Source organism: Bradyrhizobium sp. WBOS07, from assembly GCF_024585165.1.
GTDB lineage: Bacteria > Pseudomonadota > Alphaproteobacteria > Rhizobiales > Xanthobacteraceae > Bradyrhizobium > Bradyrhizobium japonicum_B.
Genome location: NZ_CP029008.1, coordinates 3,102,881 through 3,122,056 on the forward strand (window position 1 = coordinate 3,102,881; position 19,176 = coordinate 3,122,056).

At 66.8% G+C, this 19,176-nt stretch carries 15 protein-coding genes and 1 pseudogene; 10 read left to right on the plus strand and 6 right to left on the minus strand.

Translation table 11 applies throughout. The features are described 5' to 3' along the window. Positions 1-209: 209 nt before the first annotated feature. Positions 210-2,225, minus strand: coding sequence for an acetyl/propionyl/methylcrotonyl-CoA carboxylase subunit alpha (locus tag DCM79_RS14685; RefSeq protein WP_257180462.1), 2,016 nt, complete (start codon positions 2,223-2,225; stop codon positions 210-212). A 188-nt stretch (positions 2,226-2,413) separates the two neighbouring features. Beyond that, the gene (locus tag DCM79_RS14690; protein WP_257180463.1) at positions 2,414-3,541 is read right to left on the minus strand and encodes a putative zinc-binding metallopeptidase; all 1,128 of its coding nucleotides are present in this window, start codon (positions 3,539-3,541) and stop codon (positions 2,414-2,416) included. A 231-nt stretch (positions 3,542-3,772) separates the two neighbouring features. On the opposite strand from DCM79_RS14690, the gene DCM79_RS14695 reads away from it, so the two are divergent. The 7 genes and pseudogenes from DCM79_RS14695 to DCM79_RS14725 all read left to right on the plus strand — a co-directional run bounded on the left by DCM79_RS14695 (position 3,773) and on the right by DCM79_RS14725 (position 11,638). After that, the gene (locus DCM79_RS14695) at positions 3,773-6,238 is read left to right on the plus strand and encodes a PAS domain-containing sensor histidine kinase (protein WP_257180464.1); all 2,466 of its coding nucleotides are present in this window, start codon (positions 3,773-3,775) and stop codon (positions 6,236-6,238) included. Between the two features lie 224 nt (positions 6,239-6,462). Next, a complete protein-coding gene (locus DCM79_RS14700; RefSeq protein WP_257180465.1) occupies positions 6,463-7,746 on the plus strand; it encodes an MFS transporter in 1,284 nt (427 codons plus the stop codon). Positions 7,747-7,772: 26 nt separating this feature from the next. Further along, positions 7,773-9,023 carry an arsenic transporter gene (locus DCM79_RS14705; protein ID WP_257180466.1) on the plus strand — a complete coding sequence of 417 codons (1,251 nt, stop codon included), beginning with the start codon at positions 7,773-7,775 and terminating at the stop codon, positions 9,021-9,023. Positions 9,024-9,152: 129 nt separating this feature from the next. Next, on the plus strand, positions 9,153-9,389 hold the full coding sequence (locus tag DCM79_RS14710; protein WP_257180467.1) for a hypothetical protein: 237 nt from the start codon (positions 9,153-9,155) through the stop codon (positions 9,387-9,389). A gap of 6 nt (positions 9,390-9,395) precedes the next feature. Further along, positions 9,396-9,805, plus strand: a pseudogene (locus DCM79_RS14715) (enolase C-terminal domain-like protein); the annotation flags it as partial. 12 nt (positions 9,806-9,817) lie between these two features. After that, a complete protein-coding gene (locus tag DCM79_RS14720) occupies positions 9,818-10,585 on the plus strand; it encodes an SDR family oxidoreductase (RefSeq protein WP_257180468.1) in 768 nt (255 codons plus the stop codon). A 21-nt stretch (positions 10,586-10,606) separates the two neighbouring features. After that, positions 10,607-11,638, plus strand: coding sequence for an L-idonate 5-dehydrogenase (locus DCM79_RS14725; protein WP_257180469.1), 1,032 nt, complete (start codon positions 10,607-10,609; stop codon positions 11,636-11,638). Here DCM79_RS14725 and DCM79_RS14730 read toward each other — a convergent pair. Then, positions 11,628-12,512 carry a DUF3280 domain-containing protein gene (locus DCM79_RS14730; protein WP_257180470.1) on the minus strand — a complete coding sequence of 295 codons (885 nt, stop codon included), beginning with the start codon at positions 12,510-12,512 and terminating at the stop codon, positions 11,628-11,630. The two genes, DCM79_RS14725 and DCM79_RS14730, sit on opposite strands and share 11 nt — an antisense overlap. A gap of 190 nt (positions 12,513-12,702) precedes the next feature. On the opposite strand from DCM79_RS14730, the gene DCM79_RS14735 reads away from it, so the two are divergent. Both DCM79_RS14735 and DCM79_RS14740 read left to right on the plus strand, forming a co-directional pair. Then, complete coding sequence (locus tag DCM79_RS14735) at positions 12,703-14,088, plus strand: sensor histidine kinase (protein ID WP_257180471.1); 1,386 nt, start codon at positions 12,703-12,705, stop codon at positions 14,086-14,088. After that, entirely contained in the window at positions 14,085-14,747 is a 663-nt protein-coding gene (locus DCM79_RS14740; protein WP_257180472.1) for a response regulator transcription factor, read from the plus strand. The genes DCM79_RS14735 and DCM79_RS14740 overlap by 4 nt, the downstream gene beginning before the upstream one ends. Before the next feature lie 27 nt (positions 14,748-14,774). Here DCM79_RS14740 and DCM79_RS14745 read toward each other — a convergent pair whose 3' ends face one another. After that, positions 14,775-15,758, minus strand: coding sequence for a VOC family protein (locus DCM79_RS14745; protein WP_257180473.1), 984 nt, complete (start codon positions 15,756-15,758; stop codon positions 14,775-14,777). 145 nt (positions 15,759-15,903) lie between these two features. Here DCM79_RS14745 and DCM79_RS14750 point away from each other — a divergent pair, with 145 nt between their 5' ends. Further along, positions 15,904-16,695 carry a DNA-binding transcriptional regulator gene (locus DCM79_RS14750; RefSeq protein WP_257180474.1) on the plus strand — a complete coding sequence of 264 codons (792 nt, stop codon included), beginning with the start codon at positions 15,904-15,906 and terminating at the stop codon, positions 16,693-16,695. Positions 16,696-16,707: 12 nt separating this feature from the next. Here DCM79_RS14750 and DCM79_RS14755 read toward each other — a convergent pair whose 3' ends face one another. Both DCM79_RS14755 and DCM79_RS14760 read right to left on the minus strand, forming a co-directional pair. Next, the gene (locus tag DCM79_RS14755; protein ID WP_257180475.1) at positions 16,708-17,883 is read right to left on the minus strand and encodes a cytochrome P450; all 1,176 of its coding nucleotides are present in this window, start codon (positions 17,881-17,883) and stop codon (positions 16,708-16,710) included. Positions 17,884-17,904: 21 nt separating this feature from the next. Continuing rightward, complete coding sequence (locus DCM79_RS14760; protein WP_257180476.1) at positions 17,905-19,053, minus strand: ABC transporter substrate-binding protein; 1,149 nt, start codon at positions 19,051-19,053, stop codon at positions 17,905-17,907. Between the last annotated feature and the right edge of the window lie 123 nt (positions 19,054-19,176).

Below are 19,176 nucleotides of genomic sequence, written 5' to 3' on the forward strand. Positions count from 1 at the left end.
CAACTGTTGCGACAAGCCGCAACATACTCCGTCATTGCGAGCGAAGGAAATATGGCACTCTCGTGCCCCGGACGCAGCGCAGCGCCCCTCAGCGATGCGCTGCAGAGCCGAGGCCATGCTGCTGCGTGATACACCGAGGTTCTGGGTCCCGGCTCTGCGAAGCAACGCTAAAGCGTTGCATCGCGTCCGGGACACGAGAATGGGCTTACTTACGCAAACTCCAAAATCAGCGCGTCCACCGCCAGCGTCGCGCCGGCACTGGCGTGGATCTTCTTCACCGTGCCGTCCTGCTCGGCGCGCAGCACGTTCTGCATCTTCATGGCTTCGACCACCGCCAGCGTCTCGCCGGCCTTGACCTCCTGCCCCTCGCTCACCGCGATCGAGACTACGAGGCCGGGCATCGGACAGAGCAGCTTCTTGCCGGTGTCAGAGGCCGTCGTGACAGGCATCAGCCGCGCAGAGGTCGCCTCCGCTTCGGTCCAGACATAGACCGGCACCTCGACACCCTGATGCGCGAGGCGGATACCGTTCGGAATCGGGCGCGCCTGCACCGCGACGAGATGGCCGTCGATGGTGCCCTGCCAGACCGGATCGCCCGGCTTCCATGGCGAGGCCAGCAGATGCGCGTTGCCGGCCTTGCCGTTGGCATCGATGAAGCGGATCGCGATGGCCTCGCCCTCGCGTGCGATCTCGAGCTGGATCTCCTGGCGGTCGAGCCAGACCGCGCGGCGCCGCTCGCGCTGCACGACGCGGCCGCCCATCTGACCCGAGATCTGCCGCTTGCGCTCCCCCAGCACGTGATCGATGGCGGCGCCGACCGCGGCGATGCGCCGTGCGACCTCGCCTTCCGGCACGCGCACCGCAAAGCCTTTGGGGAATTCCTCGGCGATGAAGCCGGTCGACAGCCGCCCCTCGCGCCAGCGCGGATGATGCATCAACGCCGACAGGAACGGGATGTTGTGACGGATGCCGTCGACATAGAATGAATCCAGCGCGGTCGACTGCGCCTCGATCGCGGCGGCGCGCGACGGCGCATGGGTGACCAGCTTGGCGATCATCGGATCGTAATGGATCGAGATCTCGCCGCCCTCCTGCACGCCGGTATCGTTGCGAATGGTGATGCCGTCGTGGCTGGCTTCCGCCGGCGGACGATACTTCACGAGCCGCCCGATCGAGGGCAGGAAGTTGCGGAACGGATCTTCGGCGTAGAGACGGGATTCCACCGCCCAGCCCGTTAGCGTCACGTCCTTCTGCGCGATGGCGAGCTTCTCGCCGCTCGCAACCCGGATCATCTGCTCGACGAGATCGATGCCGGTGACGAGCTCGGTGACGGGATGCTCGACCTGAAGGCGCGTGTTCATCTCCAGGAAGTAGAAGCTCTTGTCCTGCCCGGCGACGAACTCGACGGTGCCGGCGGAATCGTAGTTCACGGCCTTCGCCAGTGCGACGGCCTGCTCGCCCATCTTGCGGCGGGTGTCCTCATCGAGCAGTGGCGACGGCGCCTCCTCAATGACCTTCTGGTTGCGGCGCTGGATCGAGCATTCGCGCTCGCCGAGATAGATCACGTTGCCGTGCTTGTCGCCCAGCACCTGGATCTCGATGTGGCGGGGATCGACGATGAACTTTTCGACGAAGACGCGGTCGTCGCCGAACGAGGCCTTCGCTTCGGCCTTGGCGAGATTGAAGCCTTCGGCGACCTCGGCCTTCGAGTGCGCGATGCGCATGCCCTTGCCGCCGCCGCCGGCGGAGGCCTTGATCATCACGGGGTAGCCAATCTCGTCGGCGATCTTGACTGCATGGTTGCCGTCCTCGATGACGCCGAGATAGCCCGGCACGGTCGAGACCTTGGCCTTGGCAGCTGCCTTCTTCGATTCGATCTTGTCGCCCATCGCCGCGATCGCGCCGGGGTTGGGACCGATGAAGACGATCCCGGCCGCCTCTAGCGCGCGCGGAAACGCCTCGCGCTCGGACAGGAAGCCGTAGCCGGGATGCACGGCTTGCGCTCCAGTCTTGCGGCAGGCCTCGACGATCTTCTCGATCACCAGATAGCTCTCGGCAGCCGCCGGCGGGCCGATCAGCACGGCCTCGTCGGCCATCTCGACATGGAGGGCGTCGCGGTCGGCCTCGGAATAGACCGCAACCGTCTCAATTCCCATGCGGCGAGCGGTCTTGATGACCCGGCAGGCGATTTCGCCGCGATTGGCGATCAGGATGCGTTTGAACATGCTTTTTCTTGAGTCTCGACCTTGGGCGGGACCCTTCCCTGGCCGTTGGGGCCTATTGGGGGACGGGGCGTGTGGCTTCCGTGGTACATCAAAATCGGCCGGAGGCAACGGTCAAAATCCGGCCCCCTGGCGTACCAGCGCAAGACCGATGCCGGCCGGGAACGGGGCTGGCGAGCCCCCCAGATACCCTATGCCTTCCCGGACCCGGACGCGGAGTTGGACGACTTGGGCGCGGAGTTGGACGCAGACTTGGACGCAGACTTGGCCACGTCCCGGACCAGGCCGTGAATGAAGCCGAGCTTGCCGACCACCGCAGGCGACAGGATGAAGGGATAGAGGTCGCGCAGGCCCATGGCGCGGTTGACGCTGTTCATGGCGAAGGTGAAGGGCAGCCACGCGCCAACCAGCGCCTCTACATCGCGGGCCTCGTAGGGGTTGAAGCGGATGCGCGCCGTCAACTCCCCGTCGCGGTCGACCTTGGGGCGCACCTCCATGCCGAACTCGCCGGCCATCTCCAGCGCATCCACGATGTGGACATAGTGCGCCCAGGTCTCGGCGAAATCTTCCCAGGGATGCATCGTGGCATAGGCCGAGACGTAGGTCTGCTGCCAGTCCGGCGGCGGGCCTTCGGCGTAATGGCGCTGCAAGGCCTGGCCGTAATCGATGGAATCGTCACCGAACACCGCGCGGCATTCCTCGAGCTTGCCGCCGCCCTGCACCAGCACGTCCCAGAAATAGTGACCGACCTCATGGCGGAAATGCCCGAGCAGCGTGCGGTACGGCTCACCCATCTCGAGCCTGCGCCGCTCGCGCTCGATGGTATCGGCTTCGGTGAGTGCAATCGTGATCAGACCGTTGTCGTGGCCGGTCAGGATTCTCTCGCCGCTGTTTGGATCGTCGGCGAGGAAATTGAAGATCAGGCCATGCTCGGGGTCCTCCTGCCGGGTCCGGAGCGGCAGCTTCCAGCGGATCAGGGAATAGAGCAGACGGTGTTTCGCCACCTCCAGCTCGCGCCAGCCGGCGAGCTGGGCGGGATCAGAGAGGTTCGGCACCGTCCCGTTGTGGCGGCAGGCGCGGCAATAGCCGGTGGTATCGCCCGCGTCCGTGAGCCAGTTGCAGGCGTCGTACTCGGCGTTCCTGCACAGCATCCGGCTCTCGCCCTTGCTGGCCAGCATCCTCCAGGCCTCGCCGTCCGGCTCGATCGCCGACATCGTCTCCTGCTCCGGCAGGAACGCGACCCGATGGCCGCAGCGTTCGCAGGCGCGATTCTCGAAATACAGCACATTGCCGCAGGACTGGCAGAGAAAGAGCTTCAAGATTTAGCCTCTTCGGAAAGGAGAGCTTCATGGAAGCTGCTCGTTGCGCCTCGCGACGACGCGTCCGCCGCCTGATCGTTCCAGTCTCTGGAACAAAATGCCAGGCCGGGCATTGGCATGACGTAGTATTTCCGTTCCGCACAAGTCACATTTTCCCGCGACGCGCTCCCTCGTAGGCAATGGCCATCACGCGCCGTCTGTGTGAAGATCGGTCCGGCACGTGCGCTCCGCATGACAACGGCCGATGCCTTGAACGATCCTTTGCCCGAGACCATCGCCGCCGAAAGGCTGCGCCAACACCTCGAAGACGTCGCGCGCGAGCGCGACAACGCCTATCACGCGCTCCAGGAGCGCGAGGCGGAGCTGGCGCGCATCCAGCGCATCGGCAAGGTCGGGGGCGTCGAGGTCGACTTCCGCGAGGGTTTCAAGAATCGCCGTTCACCCGAGTATCTGATCATCCACGGCCTGCCGCCGGAAGCGGCCGAGGAGTCGCACGAGGATTGGGTCAATCGTCTCCATCCCGACGACCGCGACGCCGCCGTCAAGCACTTCATCGATTCACTCGCCGGCACCAGCGAAGATTACACCGCGGAATACCGCATCATCCGCCCCAATGACGGCGAGACCCGCTGGATTCGGGTCGTCGCCAAGATCGAACGCGACAAGGATGGCCGCGCCCTCCGCCTCGTCGGCGCCCATATCGACATCACCGACCAGATGCTCGCCCGCGAGACCCTGCGCGAGAGCGAGGAGCGCTTCCGCCTGATCGCCGACAGCGCACCGGTGCCGATCTGGGTGACCAAGCTCGACCGCAAGCGCTCCTTCGCCAACCAGGCCTATGTCGACTTCGTCGGCCTGCCCTACGACCAGGCCATCGACTTCGACTGGCGCAAGGTGCTGCATCCCGACGACCTGCCGCACGTGCTGCAGCAATCCGTCCAGGGCGAAGCCTCGCTCAAGCCCTTCGTGCTGGAAGCGCGCTACAGGAACGCCAGCGGCGAATGGCGCTGGCTGCGCTCGGAATCGCAGCCGCGCTGGGACCCCACCGGCAAGCATATCGGCTTCATCGGCGTGGCCCACGACATCACCGTCGCCAAGCAGGCCGAGATCGAGCTGCGACAACTCAACGAGACGCTGGAGCAGCGCATCGCCGAGCGCACTGCCGAGCTCGAGTCCAACGAGTCCCGGCTCCGCGCCATCCTCGCCACCAGCAACCAATATCAGGGCCTGGTCAACCTCGAGGGCGAACTGCTCTATGCCAACCGCACCGCGCTCGACGGCATCAGGGCGAGCGCTGCGGACGTGATCGGAAAGCCCTTCTGGGACACGCCCTGGTTCACCGGCACCGACGGCATGAGCGCCGCCGTGCGCGAGGCTTTCCACGCCGTGCTCAAGGGCGAAGCGGTGCGGCTCGAGATGCGCCTGCGCCTTCCCATCGGCGAGCGCGATTTCGACTTCGGCATGCGCCCCGTGCTCGATCGTCACGGCAACATCACCGGCGCGGTGCCCGAGGCCGTCGACATCACCGAGCGCCGCCGCGGCGAGGAAGCCTTGCGGCAGTCCCAGAAGATGGAGGCGATCGGCCAGCTCACCGGCGGCGTCGCGCACGACTTCAACAACCTCCTCACCATCATCCGCTCGGCCACCGATTTCCTGCGCCGCCGCGAGCTGCCGGAAGAGCGCCGCCGCCGCTATGTCGATGCCATCTCCGAGACGGTGGAACGCGCCTCCAAGCTGACCGCGCAGCTCCTGGCATTCGCGCGCCGGCAGCCGCTGAAACCCCAGATCTTCAACGTCGGCACCCAGGTCGAGGCCGTCGCGCAACTGGTCCGGCCGCTGGTCGGCGGCCGGATCGACATCGTGGTGGAGATCGACGACGCCGACTGCTTCACCGTCGCCGACATCGCCCAGTTCGAGACCGCGCTGATCAATCTCGCCATCAACGCCCGCGACGCCATGGACGGCGAAGGCCGCCTCACCATCGCCGTGCGCAAGGTCGCTGGCATCCCCGGCTTGCGCGCGCAGTCTGCGCGCAGCGGCGACTACGTCGCCATTTCCGTCGCCGACACCGGCAGCGGCATCGCGCCGGAGCATCTCGAATCGATCTTCGAGCCGTTCTTCACCACCAAGGAGGTCGGCAAGGGCACCGGCCTCGGCCTCAGCCAGGCCTTCGGCTTCGCAAAACAGTCCGAGGGCGACATCGCGGTGACGAGCACGCAGGGCAAGGGCGCGACCTTCACCATCTACCTGCCGCAGGCCCACCGCCCTGTGGCCGAGAAGGAAGCCGCGGCGCTGACCCATGAGGCCGCCACCACCGGGCGCGGCTACCGCGTGCTCGTGGTCGAGGACAATGACGATGTCGGCCAGTTCTCGACCGAGCTGCTGGAAGATCTCGGCTATGTCGTCCGCCGCGTCGCCAACGCCAACGCGGCCCTCGCCATCCTCGGCGAGAACGAATTCGCCGTCGACCTCGTCTTCTCCGACGTCATCATGCCCGGCATGAACGGCGTCGAGCTCGCCGGCATCATCCGCGAGCGCTATCCCGGCCTGCCCGTGGTGCTCACCTCCGGCTACAGCAACGTGCTCGCCGAAAACGCCCATCGCGGTTTCGAACTGATCCAGAAGCCGTATTCGGTCGAATCGCTGTCGCGCATCCTGCGCAAGGCGATCACGGAGAAGCTATCCGTTGCGCGGTGAATGTGAACCAAGAAGGCGCCGTCGTCCCGGACAAGCGCGCAAAATGCGCGCGCCGATCCGGGACCCATACTCCCGGACGGACGTTGTAGCGTGAGCTGGTAGCCGACAATCTTCGCCCAACTTCATCCTGTGGCTATGGATCCCGGATCGGCGCTTGCGCTTGTCCGGGACGACAGCTGAGCGTTTGGCGGGTCGCGATCCACACAACGACGATCGAGAAACCGATGTCCAGCGAAAATCCCGACGAGGTGAGGCGCGCCGGCCGCGCCCTGGACGCGGCCAATTTCTTCCTCGCCGACGTCCGTGACGGGCTCGGCCCCTATCTCGCGGTCTATCTCCTCACCGAGCAGCATTGGAACGAGGCTCGCATCGGCCTCGTGATGTCGATCGCAACGCTCGCGGGCATCGTCGCGCAGACGCCGGCCGGCGCACTGGTCGACGCCACACGGGCGAAGCGGCTGGTGATGGCGGCCGCTGCGATTCTGGTGACGCTCGCCTCGCTCTCGCTGCCGTTGTTCCCCAGCCTCCTGCCGGTGATGATCTCGCAAGGCATCGCGCAAGCCGCCGCCGTGGTCTTCCCGCCGGCGATCGCCGCCGTCTCGCTCGGCATCTTCGGGCATGCCGCGTTTACCCGGCGCATCGGCCGCAACGAGACTTTCAACCACGCCGGCAACGCGGTCGCGGCCGGCATCGCCGGCCTCTCCGCCTACTGGTTCGGACCGACCGTCGTGTTCTACCTTCTCGGCGCCATGGCGATCGCGAGCCTCGTCAGCATCCTGGCGATCCCCGAACGGGCCATCGACCACGATCTGGCGCGCGGACTGCACCAGCCTCGTATCCACAGCGCACCCGAACAACCCTCGGGCCTTGGCGTGCTCCTGACCTGCCGCCCGCTGCTCATCTTCGCGGTCTGCGTCGTCCTGTTTCACCTCTCCAACGCGGCGATGCTGCCGCTGGTCGGGCAAAAGCTCGCGCTCCAGGACAAGAACCTCGGCACCAGCCTGATGTCGGCGTGCATCGTTGCGGCGCAAGTGGTGATGGTGCCGTTCGCGATGCTGGTTGGCGCACGGGCCGACCGCTGGGGGCACAAGCGGTTCTTCCTTGCCGCATTGTTGATCCTGCCGATCCGTGGTGCGCTCTATACGCTCTCCGACAATCCGTTCTGGCTGGTCGGCGTGCAGTTGCTGGATGGCGTCGGCGCCGGCATTTTCGGGGCAATATTTCCCGTCATCGTCGCCGACCTCATGCGAAACACCGGCCGCTTCAACGTCGCACAGGGCGCCGTCATCACGGCCCAGAGCATTGGCGCGGCGCTGTCCACGACGCTGGCGGGCCTCGTCGTGGTCGGCGCCGGTTACAGCGCAGCATTCATCACGCTCGGCGCCGTGGCGGCGATCGGCGCCGCGATCTGCCTCCTCGCCTTGCCCGAGACGCGGCAAAGCGGCGGCAGCGATCCGCGCCCGCGGGGGAAGACAGCGGCGCCGGCATCGGTTATCGCTGCCGAATGAATCGATCTTCATTCGAGAACTGAACCGTGCCGTCTGACGCCATCTGGGCCTGGAGCATCATCGTCGTCGCGACCGCTTGCGTCATCATCCGCCCTTTTCGCCTGCCCGAGGCGGTCTGGGCCGTGATCGGCGCGTGCGCGCTGGTGCTGCTCGGCCTGCTGCCATGGCAGGACGCGCTCACCGGCATCGAGAAAGGCCTCGACGTCTACCTCTTCCTGATCGGCATGATGCTGATCGCCGAGCTGGCGCGGCTCGAAGGCCTGTTCGACTATCTCGCCGCGCTCGCGGTGGAATATGCGGCCGGCTCGTCGCAGCGGCTGTTCCTGCTGATCTATCTCGTCGGCACGCTGGTGACGGTGCTGCTCTCCAACGACGCCACCGCGATCGTGCTGACGCCCGCCGTCTATGCCGCGACCCGCGCCGCCGGCGCAAAGCCGCTGCCCTATCTGTTCGTCTGCGCCTTCATCGCCAATGCCGCGAGCTTCGTGCTGCCGATCTCCAACCCGGCCAATCTCGTCGTGTTCGGCGCGCGCATGCCGCCGCTGACCGAATGGCTGCGCCTGTTCGCCCTGCCCTCGGCGGCCTCGATCCTGCTCACTTACGTGGTCCTGCGCCTGACCCAGCACCGCGCGCTGAAGGAGGAGACGATCGCCCGCAGCGTGCCGCATCCCAGGCTCGGCCGCGGCGGCAAGCTGACGGCCGTCGGCATCGTCGCGATCGGAGTCGTGCTGGTGACGGCGTCGGCGCTGGACAGGCAATTGGGCCTGCCGACCTTCATCTGCGGCGGCGTGACGGCCGCGATTGTGCTGCTGCTCAGCCGGCAGTCGCCCTTGCCGGTGCTGCGGGGCGTGTCCTGGAGCGTGCTGCCGCTGGTCGGCGGGCTCTTCGTCATGGTGGAGGCGCTGATCAGGACCGGTGTGATCGCGCAGCTCAGCGCATTGCTGCACCAGGCGGTGGCGCACTCGGTCCCGCAGGCGGCCTGGAGCGTCGGCATCGCCACCGCGCTCGCCGACAACATCGCCAACAACCTGCCGGTCGGCCTCGTCGCCGGCTCGGTCGCGGCCAGCGATCATTTGCCCGCGCCTGTGGTCAGCGCCATCCTGATCGGCGTCGACCTCGGCCCCAACCTGTCGGTGACGGGATCGCTTGCCACCATCCTCTGGCTGGTCGCGCTCCGCCGGGAAAAGATCGAGGTCGGCGCCTGGCCGTTCCTCAAGCTCGGCCTCCTGGTGACGCCGCCCGCTTTGATCGCGGCCTTGGCGGCGGCCATCAGGTAAGGCATGCTCTACGCAGCTCTCGAAAGAAGTGCAGCTATTTGCGGTGCGTCAATGCCGGTGGCGACACCGTGGCTAAGAATCCAGCGTCGCGCAAATCAGATGGATATCGCGCGGCAAGGAAGGTTCATCATGCCGATCCAATCGAAGGCGCTGCCGCGGAGCTCCCTTCTGCGCCGCGCGATCCGGAGCTTCACCGCATCGAGCGAGAGCGGCGCCGAGACCGCCCACCCCCTGCTGGTCATCTCCGCATTGGTGCTGTTCACCCTGTTCGCCATCGTGGAGATCGACCTCCACTCCGCCCAGCTTCAGGCGATCGGCCTGCTCGGCCATGGCACGGGAATCGATCCGGTCTTCCTGGGTCCGTAGTCGCCGGTCTGGGTCTGCGCCAGCGAGACGCTGGGCCCGCGGTTCCCCTACGAGGACATGCTCGACCGCGACGCCATGCACGTGGTGATGGCCGATCTGTGCTGGACCGGCGGCCTCACCGAAGGCCGCAAGATCGCCGCCATGGCCGAAACCCATCACCGGCCCTTCGCGGCGCATGATTGCATCGGCCCGATCGGCTTCATCGCCGCTATCCACATGTCGTTCAGCCAGCCAACACGCTGATTCAGGAATCGGTGCGCGCCTTCTACAAGGGCTGGTATTATGAGCTCCTCACCACGATGCCCGACATCAGGGACGGTTTCGTCTATCCGATGGAAGGTTCCGGCCTCGGTGTCGACCTTCTGCCCGCCGTATTCGACCGCTCCGATCTCACCGTGCGCCGCTCCAACGTCTAAGGATCTCTCGACATGAGCACTTCCCTGTTCGATCTCTCCGGCCGCACCGCGCTCGTGACCGGCTCGTCCCGCGGTCTCGGCCGTGCCATCGCCGAGGGCATGGCCAAGGCCGGCGCCAGGATCATCATCAACGGCGTCGATCCCAAGCGAGTCGAGCAGGCCGTCGCCGAATTCCGTGCCGCCGGCCATCAGGCCGAAGGCGCTGCGTTCAACGTCACCGACGAGCCCGCCATCCTCGCCGCGTTCAACGACTTCGACAGGCAAGGCATCGCGGTCGACATCCTCGTCAACAATGCCGGAATCCAGCACCGCAAGCCGCTGGTCGAGTTCACCACCGACGAATGGCGCAAGGTGATCGAGACCAACCTCACCAGCGCTTTCGTGATCGGCCGCGAGGCGGCCAAGCGCATGATCCCGCGCAAGCACGGCAAGATCATCAACATCGGCTCGCTCGGCAGCGAGCTCGCCCGCCCCACCATCGCGCCCTACACCGCGGCCAAGGGCGGCATCAGGAACCTGACCCGCTCGATGGCGGTGGAATGGGCCCAGCACGGCATCCAGGCCAACGCGATCGGCCCCGGCTACATGCTGACCGACATGAACGAGGCGCTGGTCAACAACACCGACTTCAACAATTGGCTGATGGGCCGCATCCCCTCCAAGCGCTGGGGCAGGCCGGACGAGCTGGTGGGGGCCGCGATCTTCCTGGCGTCGGACGCCTCCACCTACGTCAACGGCCAAATCATCTATGTCGATGGCGGCATGATCGCCGCGATGTAATCGCGAACAAGGACCGAACCCATGCGCGCCGTCGTCATCCACGCCCCGAAAGACCTGCGGATCGACAATTATCCCGATCCGGCGCCCGGCCCCGGTGAGGTCCGCGTCAAGATCGCCAATGGCGGCATCTGCGGCTCCGATTTGCATTACTACCATCACGGCGGCTTCGGCGTCGTCCGCATCCAGCAGCCGATGGCGCTGGGGCATGAGATCGCCGGCGTCGTCGCCGCCGTCGGTGACAGCGTCACCGGCGTGAAGCCGGGCGCGCGCGTTGCAGTCAATCCGAGCAGACCGTGCGGGCAGTGCCTGCATTGCCAGGAGGGCATGCGCAACCAATGCCTCGACATGCGCTTCCTCGGCAGCGCGATGAGGTTTCCCCACGTGCAAGGCGGTTTCCGTGAGTTCATCACGGTCGACGCCGCGCAAGCCGTACCGATCGCGGACAAGCTCTCGCTCGCGGAGGCTGCGGTCGCCGAGCCGCTGGCAGTGTGCCTTCATGCCGGCAAGCAGGCCGGCCCCCTGCTCGGCAAGCGCGTGCTGATCACCGGCTGCGGCCCGATTGGCGCGCTGATGATCCTGGTGTCGCGCTTCGGCGGCGCCGCCGAGATCGTGGTGACCGATGTCGCCGAGGCGCCGCTTGCAGTTGCGCGAAAGCTCGGCGCCAGTCACGCCATCAACGTCGCGGCCGATGCCACAGCGCTCGACCCCTGGCGCGCCGGCAAGGGCGTGTTCGACACATTGTTCGAAGCCTCCGGCAACCAGGCGGCGCTGCGGACCGCGCTCGACGTGCTCAGGCCCGGCGCCACGCTGGTGCAGCTCGGCCTCGGCGGCGAGATGACGCTGCCGATCAATTCCATCGTCGCCAAGGAATTGCAGCTGCGCGGCACCTTCCGCTTCGACCCCGAGTTCGAGCTGGCGGTGCGCCTGATGGGCGAAGGCCTGATCGACGTCAAGCCGCTGATCACGGCCACCATGCCGTTCGAGAACGCGGTCGCCGCTTTCGACCTCGCCAGCGACCGCTCGCGGTCGATGAAGGTGCAGCTTACTTTCTGATCCCTTCGGCAGCCTGCTGGCTGTCGATCAGCCGGTCGCTGACCAGCCGAACCGCGCCGCGTTTCCAGGAATAATCCGCGCCGAGGCGCAGGCCGCTGTCGCCGCGCGCCAGCACCGCGCCGGTGCCGGCGTCGCGCAGCTGGAAGCCGAGCGTGTATTCGGTGCGGCTGACCCGCCGCACCACGCCGATCAGCGATTGATCCGCGCCGAGCTTCTTCGCCATTGCCGCCTCGCAGCCGCCGCAGTCGCGCAAGTCGCCCGCCGTCGCCGCCTCGCGGCCGACATCGACGATGCGGTAACGGCCGGATTGGCCGAGCGCCTCGCGCACGGCGCCGGTGACCTCCGCGAGGTGCGATGCGTCCGAGGCAGCCGACGCGCCCACCGAGGCTGCGGTCGTATCCTCGAGCTCGAACTCGAACACCGCCAGCGCGACCGGCACAGGGCTTGCCAGCGCAGCCATGACCTCGCGCGAGACGAAGATCTCGGCGCGCTCCCAGGCTTCATCATTGTCGCCGCGGAAGCTGTAGAGCTTGTCCATCACCAGCCTCTTGGCGCCGACGTCGATCACCGCGACCTTGGCCCATTGCACCAGCGTGCTCGTCTTCTGGATGCCGCCGATGACCTTGAACGCGGCGCCGTCCTGGGCGGACGGCACCAGCCGATAGCGCCCACCCTCGCCGATATCCCGCCTGAGCGCGGCCATGAACGCCTGAAGGCGCCGTTCGTGGGCCGCAATCTGGTTGGTCGGCTCGCCCGACGTGTCGGTATAGCTGAAATCCTCCATGGCAACGCCAATGGCGGCCTCGGCGGCAGCAGGAGCATAGGGCAGGACGAAGAGGAGAACGGCAGCAAGGATCGACCGGGAGACGTGCATGAGCGGGGCCTCGCAGATTGGCGCGATCGGGAAATCTCGGCGGCCAGCCCGAGCCCCCGCAACGGGGACCGTCCCGGCGAGGCCCGGGAAAATTTCACGACGTTGCACTGCGGTAGCGCCCGGCGCTTTCCGCGGGCGGCGTTCTGCCGTTTAATGCCGAGGCGACAAACCGTTCGCGCAAGGTGCCCCGATGTGGAACCGCCCGAGATTCGATCTCAAGGTCCGTCTGACGTTGCGCGTGGCCGCCATCACCGCGGCCTGCTTCGCCGTCATCTCCGCCTATTTCCTGATCGCCGCCGACCGCGACGCCCATGCCCGCATCGACGGCGTCGCCGCGATCGTGGCGAAGTCGCTGGAGCTGCAGCAAGGCAAGATGCAATGGGTGGCCGGTCCGCGCTCGGACTTTCCCAACCTTGATCCCGTCGCGGCCTATGTGATGACACCCGGCTTGTGCCTAGCATTCCGCGGCGCGAGCGGCGAGATGCTCCAGCGGTTCTGCAGCGGTGCGCCGGCCCCGGAGAGCCCGCCGCCGCAGGCCTTCGCGGCCTTCTATCGCAGCCTGTTCGATCCGGGCCGCGAGGCGGCACGGCCCGTGATGGTGCGCGGCGTCAGGCTCGGCGAGATTGTGGTGTCGGTCGATCCGGCGGTGCGGACGGCGGAGGCCTGGCACGACGCCGGCCGTCTGACGATCGCGCTTGCGATCGCGCTGCCGCTGTTGTGCCTCCTGGTCTACGCCGCGCTGGCGCGCGCGCTGCGCCCAACTCGCCTGATCTGCACCGGCCTCGACCGGATCGCGGCCAACGACCTCACGGCGCGGCTGCCGCCGTTCGATCTCGCCGAGCTGTCGGCGATCCGCGACGGCTTCAACCATCTCGCCGAAAGCCTCGACACCGCACTGGCCGAACGCAACGAGCTGACGCGCAAGCTGATCGCACTGCAGGACGATGAGCGCCGCCATCTCGCCCGCGAGCTGCACGACGAGTTCGGTCAGTCGCTGGCCGCCATCCGCGCTCTGGCCTCCTCTGCCCGCCACACCGCGGCGCAGGACTGCCCGGCTTTGCTGTCGGAATGCGACGGCATCGCGCGCACCGCGACCGGCATGATGGAGACGCTGCGCGGCGCGTTGTTCCGGCTGCGGCCGCCCGACGTCGAGGAGCTCGGCCTCGTTGCGAGCCTGGAAGGCCTTGTGGCCGGCTGGAACGGCCGCAGCCGCGGCGAGACGCGCTTCACAATCCAGTTCGATGGCGCGTTCGAGACCTTGCCCGCCGCGATCAGCGCCAATCTCTACCGCATCGTGCAGGAGGCGCTCACGAACGCCGCCAAGCATGCCGGCGCCACCAGGGTCGGCGTCCATTTGACGATGGCCGGAGAGGAGATCGCGCTGGCCATCGACGACGACGGCCGGCCCGGCGATGCCTCGAGCAAGTCAGGCATGGGCCTGCTCGGCATGCGAGAGCGCGTTGCGGCCTTGCGCGGCCGGATGAGCTTTGAGGTCGGCCCCAACGGCGGCTCGGCGCTGCGCGTCGTCATTCCGCTCGCCGCCACGGGGCCGCAGGTGCTGGAGCACGCGGCATGAGCGTGGCCGATGCGTCGATCCTGCTGGTCGACGACCATTCCGTCGTCCGCGAGGGTTATCGCTCCGTGCTCCAGAAGCAGCCGGGCCTGCGCGTCATCGCCGAAGCGGCCGACGGCGCCGAGGCCTACCGGCTGTACAAGTCCGAGGCGCCGGATCTTGTCATCATGGATCTGAGCATGCCCGGCATCGGCGGCATCGAGGCCGTCAGGCGCATCAGGCAATGGGACAAGGGCGCCAGGATCCTCATCTTCACCATGCACCAGAATGCGGGCTTCGCCGTGCAGGCGATCCGCGCAGGTGCCAGGGGCTACGTCACCAAGACCAGCCCGCCGGAAACGCTGGTGCGCGCCGTGATGGACGTGCTCGCCGGCAAGATCGCCATCAGTCCCGACATCGACCACGAGCTCGCGCTGAGCCGGCTCGGCGGCGAAAGCTCGGCCGCCGACGTCCTCACCGCGCGCGAGTTCGAGGTGTTGCGGCTGCTGCTCGCCGAGAAGACGACGGACGAGATCGCCGGCACGCTCCACGTCAGCCCCAAGACGGTGGCGAACCTGCATTCGCTGATCAAGGACAAGCTCGGCGTCGGCTCCGATATCGAGCTGGTCCGCCTCGCGCTCCGCCAGGGCCTGCTGACCGAGCCCGATCTCGGCGAGACCTGATCGTTCAGGCGCCGCAGGCGGCCACGGTCATTCGCGCGCGACCACCTGGTCCAGCCACGCGCAGTTCAGCGGCGGCACGCGCGGATCGGCGACACGCACGCCGCGCGCGGCTGCATCCAGCCGCATGTCGCGCAATCGCTTGCGCTGCTCTTCCGGCATATGGAGCCGCTCATGGCCCCACAGCGACGGCCCGTCGAAGGTCTCGTGCGGCTGCCAGGTCTCGGGATCGATCACGCGTGCGCCCCAGCCATATTCGATGAAGAAGCCGGAGGGCGTGTTCACGTAGAACGACGTCATGTGATCGTTGGTATGGCGGCCCAGCGTGTAGGCCACACGCCCCTCGTCCAGCTGCGCCAGATCGTAGCCCTGACCGACGTCGTCGAGGCTGCCGAGCTCGACCATGAAATGATGCATCGCTTTGCGCCCGGAGCCGACCATCGCAAAGCTGTGGTGGCGGCCGTTGACGTGGAAGAAGTACAGCCCGTAAGGCTTCAAGCCGTAATCGGAGACGTGAAAGCCGAGCACGTCGCGGTAGAACGGCAACAGCAGCTCGACATTTTCCACGTTGAGCACGACGTGCCCCATGCCCAGCGCGCCGGTGCGAAAGCCCGAGATCGGCCGGCCCGGCCTGAAGGGCTCGCTCGCAAGCTCCGGCTTGCAGAAGGCCTCGAGCCGATTGCCCGCCGGATCGGCGAACGAGATCAGCTCGGTGACATGCCGCTCATCGGCAAGCGCGCGCGATCCAGGCGTCACCTTGACGCCGTGGCTTTCCAGCCGGCCGGCGAGACGGTCGAGCTCTGCGCTTGACGGCACCTCCCACCCCATCACGGCAAGCCCGGCATCGCTGCTGCCGTCGACGATCAGCCGCTGCTTGCGGTCGTCCATCCGGAAGGCGCGCATCTTGCCGCCGCGGTCGACCTGCTGCATGCCGAGCAGCTCCGTCGCCATCCGGCCCCACTGGTCGAGCTGCGACGACTTGATTCCGATATAGCCGAGCGCGGTGATTTCCATCGAAAGTCCTCCCGAAGGCATCGCGTGTGCCGTCATGCGGCGAACTTGATACCGGCCGCGCACGATCTTAACGTGGCGTTCCGCAATCGCTTCGCGCTCGCAACGATAATCGCGGGACCGTGCACCACAAGGGAGGAAATGCGAAGTGTCCAAGGAGCGGACGGGGCCGAGAGCGCCGCGGCAGTCGGAAGGCGTCCGCGCCTTCAAGCGCGGGCTCGACGTGCTGCGGGAGGTCAATCGCTCCGGCGGCATCCGTGCCGGCGACGTCGCCCGCGCGCTCGACCTGCCCCGCCCCACCGTCTATCGCCTGCTCGAAACTCTGGAGGAACTCGGCTACATCGCCCGCAGCGCCAGCGACGACCGGTTTCGCGTGACCCGGCGGGCGCTGAGCCTCGGCGACGGTTACGATCCCGGCGTGGTGATCTGCCAGGCGGCGGCCCCCTATCTCGCCGAGCTCAGCAAGACCCTGGTCTGGCCGGTCGATCTCTCCACTTACGAGAACGCCGCGATGGTGGTGCAGGAGACCACCCACGCACGCAGCCCGCTCTCGATCGACCGCGGCATGATCGGAAAGCGCCTCCCGATGCTGCGCACCTCGGCCGGCCGCGCCTATCTCGCCGCCTGCCCCGACCACGAGCGCGAGCTGATCCTCAATCACCTGCGCCGCATCGACGAGGCCGACGACCGCCCCTTCCTGGAGACCGGTCGGCTCGACCGCATGATCGCCGAGACGCAATCGCGCGGCTACGCCATCCGCAGCGAAGGAGAGTACAATGCGAAGACCGCGTCGATTGCCGTGCCGATCGTGCGGGGCGGCGCGGTGTTCGGCTGCATCTCCATCATCTGGATCCGCTCGGCATTGGCGATCGAGGACGCGATTGCGCAGTTCGTCGGGCCGATGCGCGACACCTCCGAGGCGATCCCCGTCAACCCCTGAAGCGCGATGCGATCAGCTCACCCGCACCGGCAAGGATGCCAGGCCCCGCAACACGTTGTTGAGCGCCAGCACGGGCTCGCCGATGTCGAAGTGCCGGACCTTCTCGACCAACACTTCGAGAAGCGCGGTCATCTCCAACCGGGCCAGATGCAGGCCGGCGCACATGTGGGTGCCATTGCCGAACCCGAGATGATCGCTGGCGCGACGACGCACATCGAAGCGCTCCGGATCCTGCCACTTCCGCTCGTCGCGATTGGCCGATGCATAGAGCAGCAGCACGCGACTTGCTTTCGGGAGGGTAACCTCCCCGATCGTCGCGTCATCGCTCAGATGGCGGGTAAATCCCCGGATCGGAGATTCCAGGCGCAATGCTTCGTTGATCGCGCCCGGGATCAAGCCGGGGTCCTGCCGCACGAGATCCCATTGATCGGGATATTTGCCGAACAACAGGATCAGGTTGGCCGTCGCAAAGATCGTCGTGTCGAGGCTCGGTCCCAGATAATCGCGCATCAGGACCGGGCAACGCTCGGGCTCGACCTCGCCGCGGTCCGCGGCCGCGAAAATCCTGTCGCCCCAGCTGCCCGGCCGCAGGCGCTCGCGGATGGCGGAGCCGCCGAGATAGTGACGCATCTCCTGCACATCGGCCATGGCCGCGCAGGCGCGATCGTTCATCGCGCCGAGCACGTTGAACGTCGCCGACGCCCATCGCAGCATGCTGCCGCGTCCATAGTCTTCCAGGCCCACGAGCTTGGATACGATGGTCAGCGGCAGGTGCTGCGCCAGATCCGTCACGGCGTCGAACCGCCCCCGGCTCACGAGGTCCTCGACGAGCCGCCGCGCCTCCCTCCTGATCTCGGGTCCGATCTGCTCCAGCGCTCTCGGCAGCAAGGGAGCGGCGATGATCGCCCGCAAGCGATCGTGCAACGGCGCATCGCTCGCGAGCGTCGTGCCCCGCGACATCTCGTTGACGTGATCGTTGGCGGCAACGCCCTGGGCCGAGGAGAACAGGCCGGGGTTGCGCAAGGCTGCGCGGACGTCCTCGAAACGGCCGACCGCGTAGAGCCCGTTGCGCGGGAGCCAGACGGCTGCCCCCAGATCGCGCAACGCGCGATAGTGCGGATAAGGTTGGCGCAGGACGTCGTCGGCGTAGAGATCGACGTCATAGACCGGACATTCCGCGACAGCCATGACCCCGCTCCGTTCTGCCGCTCAGCGCACTGCAATCCATTCGCCCTTGTCGAGCTTGCCCAGCCTGAGCGCGCTCGGATCCAGCCCGGTGTGGTCGTTCGGCCCGTAATTGTAGACGCCGCGTGATCCCGCCACGCCTTTCAGCCCCTCGATGGCGCTGCGCAGACCTTCGCGAAATTCCGCGGTTCCCGGCTCTCCCGTCTTCAATGCCGCGGGCACCGCCTGCTCGATCAGGATCAACGCGTCGTAGGCCGAACCGGCAAAGATGTTGCGGCTGCCGGGTCCAAACTTGGCCTCGTAGCGCTGAATGAATTCGAGCGCCGCCTTCTTGGCGGGATAATCGTCCGGGAAAGATGCAGCGCCCACGGCTGGGCTCAGCGGCACGAAAATGCCGTCGCCCTGCGTGCCGGTCAGCTTGCGGAAATCGCCGAATGTGGCGCCGAGCGTGCCGTAGATCTGCCCCTCATATCCCTTTTCCCGCAATTGCAGCAGCGGAAGGGCTGCCGGTGCGCCCGAGGCCGCAATCAGAACCGCATCCGGCCGGGCTGCGATGATCTTGAGGATCTGCCCGACGACCGTGGTATCCGTTCGGGCGTATTTCTCGTTGGCGGCGAGCTCGATCCCCGCGGCCGCGGACATGTCGGCGCTCACCTTGCTCCAGGCATCGCCATAGGAATCGGCAAAGCCGATCAGCGCGAGCCTTTTGACGCCGGTCTTCTTCATGTTCGCGAACAGCGGCGCGGCTTCGTGATCGTCATTGGTCGTGGTCTTGAATATCCAGCGCCGCCTGGCATCGACCGGGGCCACCAAGGCATTGACGGGCGCAAGCGTGATCACCGGAAGCTTGTATTCGACCGCCGGGTCGATCACGGCAAACGAGCCGGGCGTCGAGGTCGGCCCGACCAGGATGTCGATCTTGCTCTCCTGGTAGAGCTTGCGCAGCGCGCTGACCGCCGCGGTGCTGTCGGAGGCTTCGTCAAGGAAGAGATAGTTGACCTTCCTGCCGGCGATCTCGGTCGGGCCGAAAGCCGTGCCGTTGCGCTCGGCATTGCCGATCGCTGCGGCCGGTCCGGTTGCCGAGAGGATGATCCCGACATTGATATCGGCAGCGAAACCCGGCGCGGCCCAGAGTTGCACCGCCAGGCACACGCCCAGCATCGATCGCAGCATCGCCATCTCCTCCCGGCGGCCGCCTCGCGGACGGCCTGCACTTTATTGCTGTTGCACTGACCCTCCTTAGCCACATGGAGCCTGAAGTGCTTAGCGCCATCGTCGAATTGTCCGGCTGGTGGA